This is a genomic window from Methylobacterium sp. (assembly GCF_028290105.1).
Lineage (GTDB): Bacteria > Pseudomonadota > Alphaproteobacteria > Rhizobiales > Beijerinckiaceae > Methylobacterium.
In genome coordinates this window covers 1-7731 of the sequence record NZ_JAQGKL010000316.1, presented here as the reverse complement: position 1 = coordinate 7731, position 7731 = coordinate 1, and the positions used below count along the sequence as shown (strand labels likewise).

6 protein-coding genes and 3 pseudogenes are annotated in these 7731 nt (G+C 67.6%); 4 read left to right on the top strand and 5 right to left on the bottom strand.

Annotated features, from left to right (window positions below):
* From JWQ05_RS20705 to JWQ05_RS20695, 3 genes and pseudogenes are all read left to right on the top strand, one after another.
* Positions 1-816 (top strand): annotated as a pseudogene (locus JWQ05_RS20705) (chromosome segregation protein SMC); the annotation flags it as partial.
* An 823-nt stretch (positions 817-1639) separates the two neighbouring features.
* A complete protein-coding gene (gene motA / locus JWQ05_RS20700) occupies positions 1640-2497 on the top strand; it encodes a flagellar motor stator protein MotA (RefSeq protein ID WP_299662782.1) in 858 nt (285 codons plus the stop codon).
* 28 nt (positions 2498-2525) lie between these two features.
* Positions 2526-3455, top strand: a complete 930-nt coding sequence (locus JWQ05_RS20695; RefSeq protein ID WP_299662779.1) for a flagellar motor protein MotB — start codon at positions 2526-2528, stop codon at positions 3453-3455.
* A gap of 159 nt (positions 3456-3614) precedes the next feature.
* Here the strand turns inward: JWQ05_RS20695 and JWQ05_RS20690 are convergent.
* Positions 3615-3725, bottom strand: a pseudogene (locus JWQ05_RS20690) (IS5/IS1182 family transposase); the annotation flags it as partial.
* A 144-nt stretch (positions 3726-3869) separates the two neighbouring features.
* On the opposite strand from JWQ05_RS20690, the gene JWQ05_RS20685 reads away from it, so the two are divergent.
* Positions 3870-4193, top strand: coding sequence for a hypothetical protein (locus tag JWQ05_RS20685; RefSeq protein ID WP_299662776.1), 324 nt, complete (start codon positions 3870-3872; stop codon positions 4191-4193).
* A 134-nt stretch (positions 4194-4327) separates the two neighbouring features.
* On the opposite strand, the gene JWQ05_RS20680 is transcribed toward JWQ05_RS20685, so the two are convergent.
* The 4 genes and pseudogenes from JWQ05_RS20680 to JWQ05_RS20665 form a co-directional block, all read right to left on the bottom strand.
* Entirely contained in the window at positions 4328-4750 is a 423-nt protein-coding gene (locus tag JWQ05_RS20680) for a BLUF domain-containing protein (RefSeq protein ID WP_299662773.1), read from the bottom strand.
* Positions 4751-4900: 150 nt separating this feature from the next.
* Positions 4901-5827 carry a B12-binding domain-containing protein gene (locus JWQ05_RS20675; protein WP_299662771.1) on the bottom strand — a complete coding sequence of 309 codons (927 nt, stop codon included), beginning with the start codon at positions 5825-5827 and terminating at the stop codon, positions 4901-4903.
* 287 nt (positions 5828-6114) lie between these two features.
* On the bottom strand, positions 6115-7134 hold the full coding sequence (locus JWQ05_RS20670) for a PAS domain-containing protein (protein WP_299662769.1): 1020 nt from the start codon (positions 7132-7134) through the stop codon (positions 6115-6117).
* Between the two features lie 60 nt (positions 7135-7194).
* Positions 7195-7731, bottom strand: a pseudogene (locus tag JWQ05_RS20665) (hypothetical protein); the annotation flags it as partial.

Here is a 7731-nt window from a genome sequence, read left to right as displayed (position 1 = left end):
CCCGACACCGACCCGGAGGCGCTGCATGCGCGCCTCACCGCGCGCCGGGCCTGGGAGACCGAGCGCGCCGAGCGCCGGGCCGAACTGGCGCGCGCCGCCGACGGCCTGTCGGAGGCGGAGCTGCGGGCCGAACGCGCGGCGCTGACGAGCGACGACATCGAGGAGCTGCTCGCCAACTGCGCGGCCGAGGCGGACGACCTCGACCGGAGCGGACAGCTCGCCTTTGCCGACCGCGACCGCCACGAGCGCCGCCGGGCCGAACTCGAAGGCGGCACCGGGGCCGAGCTGGCGCTGGCCCAGCGCAAGGCGGCGGAGGCCGAACTCCAGGCGCAGGCCCGGCACTGGGCGGTGCTGAAGCTCGCGGGCCTGATGCTCGGCACCGCCATCGGCCGCCACCGAGCGGGCCAGCAGGACCCGCTGCTGGCCCGCTCGGGCGCCCTGTTCGGGGCGCTGACCGGCGGCGCCTTCGCGGGCCTCGCCCAGGATTACGACGCCAGCGACACTCCCCGCCTCGCCGGCCGCCGCGCCGGGGGCGAACTCGTCCCCGTGGAGGGACTGAGCGAGGGCACCCGCGACCAGCTCTACCTCGCCCTGCGGCTGGCCTACCTCGAGGATTACGCCACCCGCGCCGAGCCCGCCCCCTTCATCGGCGACGACCTCTTCCTCACCTTCGACGACGCCCGCACCGCCCACGGTCTCGAAGCCCTGGCGGCGGTGGGCGACACGATCCAGCCGATCCTGTTCACCCACCACCGCCACGTGGCGGATCTGGCGCGGGCCCGGCTGGGGGACGCGGTGGACGTGCTGGATCTGTGAGGGGCCGATCGACCCGGCGCCCGTGTCCTCCGGCGCGGGACGCCTCTCTCGAGACGCCCAGGGAATCGCCGATCCCGGGGCCGGACGGACTCGGCTCGCCCGTGTGACGGGCCGCTCCGGGTGAATTTGCGACGGTCTGCCTGCCCGTGGACAGATCCGTGGACCGGACGGTCGTGCGCGCCCTCGATCGAGCAGACGATGCGCGTTGTCCGGTATGCCGAGAGACGTTCGAAGCCGGCGTGGTCGGATGCTGCGGGACGCCTCCGCCGCCAGCTATGTCCCCACCTGTGAAAAGCTGGCACCGGTTCCTGACGGTCACGACGTCCGCCATCGTCGATCGGATACGGATGACATCGGCAGTCGCGGACCCGGTCCGATACCCGACGGGAGCGTCAACAGGACGAATGTCTTGCTTGGATCGAAGCTCGGCGGTCAGCTGACGGTGCCATCCGCTTCCTGCGTGCAAGTGGCCGGTGCGAGGTCTGCGGCCGTTCGCATCGACGGATCGTCTTTCATCTCGGCGACGGGGGCCGGTGAGACGACGGGGCGCTGCCTGGCGTGGCGAGATCGGGCGGCTTAACCGGTTGGCGCATCGGCGGGACAGCGACGCTGATGCGAGCACACCCTACGAGGCCATCTGCGAGGTATGGCCTGCCGAGCCCCGTCGCTTCAGGTCAAACCCGTTCCACCAAATGCCGGGACCAGAGATGTGACGATCCTTCGGTCAGCGTTCTAAACGCGCTGTTAACCCTAATCATTAATGTGTTCAATCATTGGTGGCTTCCCGCGGGCCGTACCCTCCCCCGCGCAAGGATGGCAAATTATGCGACTGATCATCGGCGCAATCATCGTCTTCGCCTGCGTCTTCGGCAGCTACGCGGCGATGGGTGGCCATCTGGAAGTCCTTTGGCAGCCGTTCGAGTTTGTCATCATCCTCGGTGCAGCGATCGGTGCCTTCATCATCGGCAACACCGGGCCGGTGCTCAAGGCCGTGCCATCCATGTTGGGCACGCTCGTGAAGGGCCCCAAGTACAGGCAACAATGCTATGTCGAACTGCTGGGGATGCAGTATTCATTGTACAAGCTTGTGAAGCAGAAGGGTATGATGGCGCTCGAGCCGCACATCGAAGATCCAAGCGAGTCGACGCTGTTCAACGCCTTCCCGACCTTTGCAGCGAACGATCACGCGGTCGAGTTCGTCTGCGACTACATGCGTATGGTGATGCTGGGCGCCAACAACGCCTACGAGATCGAAGCTCTCATGGATGAGGAGCTGGAGACGCACCACCAGGAGCAGGAGCGGGTCGTTTCGTCCATGCAGGCGCTCGCCGACGGAACACCGGCGCTCGGCATCGTCGCCGCCGTGCTCGGCGTGATCAAGACGATGGGGGCGATCAAAGAGCCGCCGGAGGTGCTGGGACACCTGATCGGCGGCGCGCTCGTCGGTACCTTCTTCGGCGTCTTCGTCGCCTATGGCTTTTTCGGGCCCATGGCGCAGTCGCTCAAGAGCCTCCTCGAGGCCGAATCCAAATACTACTTTTCGCTCAAGGCGGGTCTCATCGCCCACATCAGCGGCCAGCCGCCGGTGATGGCGGTAGAATTTGCCCGCAAGGCTCTGATGAGCGACGTCCGCCCGACCTTCAACGAAGTGGAAACGGCAACCGCCGCTCTGCCCGCCTAGATCTGACGCAATCTCGAGCAGGGACTCGATGGCCATGGCTCTCCAGCCGATCATTATCATCAAGAGGGTCAAGAAGACCCCTCATGCACACCACGGCGGGGCCTGGAAGATCGCCTATGCGGACTTCGTGACCGCCATGATGGCGTTCTTTCTGCTGATGTGGCTGATCAGCATGACGACGGAGGAGCAGAAGGTCGGTTTAGCGGAATACTTCGCGCCGGCGGCCTTGAGCACGCAAACCAGTGGCGCTGGCGGAATGCTGTACGGCACCGCCCTAGACACGTCAGGCAACAAGGCAGCCACGCCGCGCGACGCAGCGCGGGGCGCTGCAGACACTTCAGGCGACAAGGCATCCACGCAGCGCGACGCAGCCAGGGGCTCTGCCGAGCAGGAGGACAGAACGCTCCCGGCCAGGCAGCGCCGCGCCAGCGATCTCGCTGCCAGCCGCCCGGCCGCCAGCGAGCAGGCCAACGTCAGCGCCATAGCCAGCCTCCGGCAGGCGCTTGAGAAGATGCCCGAAATTGGCGAGCTGTCGCGCAACATCGTGATCGAGCCCACCAAGGAGGGCGTGGACGTTTCCCTCGTGGACCAGGACGGCCGCTCCATGTTCCGCGAGGGCTCCGTCTACCCCGACGAGCGCACCCGTCGCGTGCTGGAGGCGCTCGCGCCCGCCATGCGCCGGCTGCCCAACCGCCTGTCCATAACCGGCCACACGGCCACCGCGCGCCCGGGCTCGGCGCAGGCCGGCGAACCTTGGAACCTCACCGCCGGGCGTGCGCTCGCCGTGCGCGAGATCCTGGCGGGTGCCGGGGTTCCCGACGACAACTTCGCTTCCGTCGTGGGACGCTCCGACACCGAGCCGGCTTTCCCCGACAATCCCTACATCGCGCCGAACCGACGGGTGACGATCACGCTGCTGAATGCGAGCCCGCCGGCGCCCCCTAGCCTTTTTCGCTGACGACGAGGCGCCTCGCCGCCTCGAAGGGGCTTGTCGCAAACCGGGATATCGGTCGCAGCAGAGGTCAGACCCGCCTCTCGATTCAGATTCTGTTGAATCGATCCGCCAACTCGGAAAGCCCGTCGTCATCAATCCGTCGACCATGCCTGGAGTCTGTGGTGAACCGCCTGCCCGTCGAGCGGCCTGTTTGAGCACGAGACAGACGAAGGCGACGATGTGGAGATCCGCGAGCGTGCTGGGATAGCGCTCGTGATCCCTGACGAGACGGCGGGAAAACCCGCCGAACTCGAACTGTCGCGTCGTACGGCAAACGCGATCGGGCCGGCGTCAGACCCGACGTCGACGCGCTCTGCACCCTCGATGGACGAAGGCTGTGATAAGGTCTGACCACCGAGAGCGTGGGGAGGGGTGCCGATGCGCAATCCGCCGGACGACAGCGTGGCGTCTGCCCGAACCGCCGCACGCGGCTTTCTGGCTGATCTGCGTGAACACGCCGATCACGCCGGTTCGCCCGGATGGGTCAGCATCCCCACCCTGGTTCAACGGATTGCGGAGGAGGCCACCCGAACGGCGGCGGACTGGCCGACGCACACGGGCCGGCATCGCTTCCTCGTGGAACTCGCGAGCGAGGCGCGAAGCGAATGGACGGTGCAGCGCGAGCCGAACGGCCTTCGGGCGCAATTCTACGACGCCTTGCACCGGCGCATCAACGCGATGGTCGAGGAGGAGCGTCCCTGACGCATCCACGGCCCCTGTCTCGTCCAGGATGCGGACGCTGGGTCCCGAATTGCAGGACGCTGCCGATCTCACGGCGAGGGTCGATCAGAGTGGACGATCGGCAGCCAGCGTTCGCCTCCCGCCCGATCGACGGCTCAAGCGGCGCCGACGCGCGGCGGCTCGGCGGGTTCGGCCGCGAGGCGCTCGAAAATTCCCAGAAGCTGTTCCTGCGTTGCCCGCGTGGCTGCCCCGTCATCGACGTCGGCCGGTGACCACATCCAGGAGCGTGCCGGGTCGCTGCGCATGGCCCAGGCGGGGAAAAGACGGTCGGTGACAGCGTGGTAGGTCAAGCGGCGGATCTCGAGATGCCGATCGTCCCGCAGAATCCGCGCGTAGGTCGCGTCGATCGCTTCCTCCGGACCTTCCAGCAGCTGCAGGTAGATATCGGACCTGCAAATCAGGGCGCCCGTCAATCCGTCTCGCGTGTTGCAGCGACGCGACTGCGTGAGAATGCTGTTCAAGGCGGCTTGGTCAAATCCGAATGGGCGTGACGAATAGATGAGCTGAACGAGGTTCATGATAACAACACTCCGCCATGCGCCGACCGTAAAGTTCAAGACCGATTTGAAATCAGATCCAAATCTGACGGTCGCATTGTCTCACGCGTCGAGATTTCGACAGATTGAGCGCTCATCAGAAGCCTGCACCGATGGTGCGGATGCAGGTTCCTAGCTGCTTGGGTCACCCGTTGGCCGTTGGCCTGGATCGAGGCGGAGCTTGTCGGCGACGCCGATGTCGTAAAGTCTTTGCGCGAGCAGGACCGCCGTCGGTGCGTCGACGGCCGACGCGTCCGCGCCGACACGCTCGACGAGTTCGGGCTTGTCGAGGAAGACGGGGCCACCGACCATGATGCCCACCGACCGGTTGCGTGACACCTTGCGGACCGATCGGATCGAGGCCGCCAACCCATCGAGGCGGCTCTCGCAGCTCAATGTCAGGCCGACGACATCGAACTTCGTCGAGCCGACGAGATCGGCAATCTGCTTCGCGCTGGAGGCCAGGCCGCTCGTGACCTGCCATCCGGCCACCTGCAGGAACTGCTCGACCACGGCCACGCCGAACGTGTGGAGTTCCCCCGGCGCCCCCATCAACAGCGCCGAGCGGTCCTCGTCGGGGTCGGACACAGGTGCGTCCGATCGGTATTGCGAGAGAAGCACCTGAAGACGGGCGACGCCCACGGTCACTTCGATGAAGTCGCAGAGATCCTCGTCCCACAAGCGTCCGAGCAAGGACGCTGCGGGCGCGAGAAGTTCGAGGAACATGCTCTCGGCGGAGTGACCTTTGGCCAGGTGATCCTTGACGGCCTCCGAGGCCGCGGAAACGTCCGACCCGAAGAGGAGCTGCGTGAAGGCTTCGATCTGCTGCGCGTCCGGCTTGACCAGCGGCGCGTCGACCGGTGGTACGAGCTGGGGGTGAAGCAGCTTCAGACGGGGGATGATGTCGGTTTCGACGATGCGACTGAGCGCCAGGGCGCGGTGGCGGCTGTCCTCGGCCGAGCGTTTCCGCGCGTATGTGAGCCGAACCTCCGCGTCCTGCGCGCCGTGGCGTGCCTGCGGGCCGGCCCATGAAGCGGTGGACGAGGCAAGATTCGGCATTGTCCGCTCCCCTGAACGCTCTTCCCCAACGGCGGGGACGGGGCGCTGACGGGTCGAGACCGTGCACCTCTTGGACACATCAAAGCGTCAAGCGGCCTGGATGTAAAGTGCAGCATGCCTGTTCGGGCCTGTCACAAACGTGTGGCGGTTCCCCTGCCGTGGGTGACGCAAAGGTCCGATTGCGTGTGCGGGATTGATCGAAGGCCGAGCGCGACCACACGGTCAGTGGCCCCGATCCGAGCCCCGGCTCCGATCACTCCGCAACCCGAATCACTCCGTAACCCGAATCACCGGGCGGCCACCGCGATGGCGCCGCTCGTCAGGACGTTGAAGCTGAGGCCGTTGCCCTCGCAGGCCGCGATGATGCGGCGGCGGCTCGCATCGTTCAGGCTGTGCTCGCCGGACTCGATGCGGCGGATCGTGGACAGGGACAGCCCCGCCGCCTTGGCGAGGTCCTCGCGCGACCAGTCCAGCAGGGCGCGGGCCGCGCGGATGTGGCGGGCGGTGATGTGCTGGGAAAGGCCGAGGCGGAAGCTCTCGTCCTTGACCGCGAGGCCGTGGCCCGCGGGCTGGACGACGGTGGTCCAGTCGACGATGCCGCCGTCGTCGTGGCGGATGGGAACCGTGAAGGTCTCGAACCGGCCCCGCTCGACGCGGTCGATGTGGATCGTCGGCTGGGAGGTGTGGATGATGCCGGCCTGCAGCGATTGCAGGCTCAGGGACCGCCAGTACTCGCGTTCCTCCGGGACCATCAGGAGGAAGGCATCGTCCGCGATCTCGTTGGGCGAGAGCCCCGTGAGCTCGAAGGCCTCCTGCGGGAAGGTGAACTCGCCCGCCGGGTTCAGGGAGAACATCAGGATGCGGGCCTGCTCGAAGAGCGCGCGCTTGCGCTTCTGGTCGAGGCGCCGCAACTGCAGCAGGCGCTCCTTGTCGGTCACGTCCAGCACGACGCCGGAGGCGCCGCGCGGGCGGCCATCGGGGTCGAAGAACACCTCGTTGCGGCTGGACAGGATCCGCCACGAGCCGTCGGGCCGGACCAGGCGGAAGTCGAGGCTGCTGAGCGCGCCCGTGCGGCGGATCTCCACGGCCGATTCCATCCGGGCCCGGTCGTCCGGGTGGATCAGCTCCAGGAACAGGTCGTAGCTCGGCCGGACCGTCCCGGCGTCGAGGCCGAGCAGGCGATAGAGGCCGTTCGACCAGATGTGGCGATCGGAGGCGAAGGTCCAGCTCCAGCACCCGATCATCTCGGCGTTCTCGATCAGGCGCAGGAACTCGGGCGAGGAAAAGACGAGGTCCCGTGCGTCCATGGCGATCCTCTTCCCCACCAGTCCGGGGTATTCCCCTCGCGCGTTCTGCCACGCGCGGGCTTATAGTTCCACTTTGTCCCCTGGGCGGCCCTTTAAGCTTGTGTTTCCGGGACTTGTCTCCGTTCCGGGCAGACGGGCCTTCCGCCACAGCGCCCGCCCCAGCAACAGCCCCAGTCTCCGACAGAACAGCGCGACCCCGAAGCACCAGGCCAAGCCCGCCAGCAGCGCGCTCGCCAGCGCCGAGAGGCCGGCGCCGAGCGCCAGCGCGCCGCGTCCGAGCAGCGCCAGGGCGGCGCGGGTGCGGGGGCCGAGGCGCTCGCTGAGGCGGACCGCGCGGGCGACGTCGGTGGGATCGCGGGCGAGGCCGAGCACCTGCATCACCCCGCGCTGGCCGGTGCGGCGCCCCAGCGCCACGGATTCGGCGGCTAGGTTCGTCAGGCCCGCCACCGTGCCGGGGCGGATGGCGAGGCCGGCGGCGGCGCGCGCGCCCGCCAGATCGAGGCGACCTGCGGCGGTGAGGACGCAGGCCAGCGCCTCGCGATCGAGGCCGGTGCGGATGGTGCGGCCGAGGCTCTGGGCCAGCGCGGGCGAGAGCCG

Excerpts from the sequence above, each read along its gene's own strand:
- motA (WP_299662782.1), top strand. The coding sequence starts at position 1,640 with ATGCGACTGATCATCGGCGCAATCATCGTCTTCGCCTGCGTCTTCGGC.
- JWQ05_RS20695 (WP_299662779.1), top strand. The coding sequence starts at position 2,526 with ATGGCCATGGCTCTCCAGCCGATCATTATCATCAAGAGGGTCAAGAAG.
- JWQ05_RS20685 (WP_299662776.1), top strand. The coding sequence starts at position 3,870 with ATGCGCAATCCGCCGGACGACAGCGTGGCGTCTGCCCGAACCGCCGCA.
- JWQ05_RS20680 (WP_299662773.1), bottom strand. The coding sequence starts at position 4,750 with ATGAACCTCGTTCAGCTCATCTATTCGTCACGCCCATTCGGATTTGAC.
- JWQ05_RS20675 (WP_299662771.1), bottom strand. The coding sequence starts at position 5,827 with ATGCCGAATCTTGCCTCGTCCACCGCTTCATGGGCCGGCCCGCAGGCA.
- JWQ05_RS20670 (WP_299662769.1), bottom strand. The coding sequence starts at position 7,134 with ATGGACGCACGGGACCTCGTCTTTTCCTCGCCCGAGTTCCTGCGCCTG.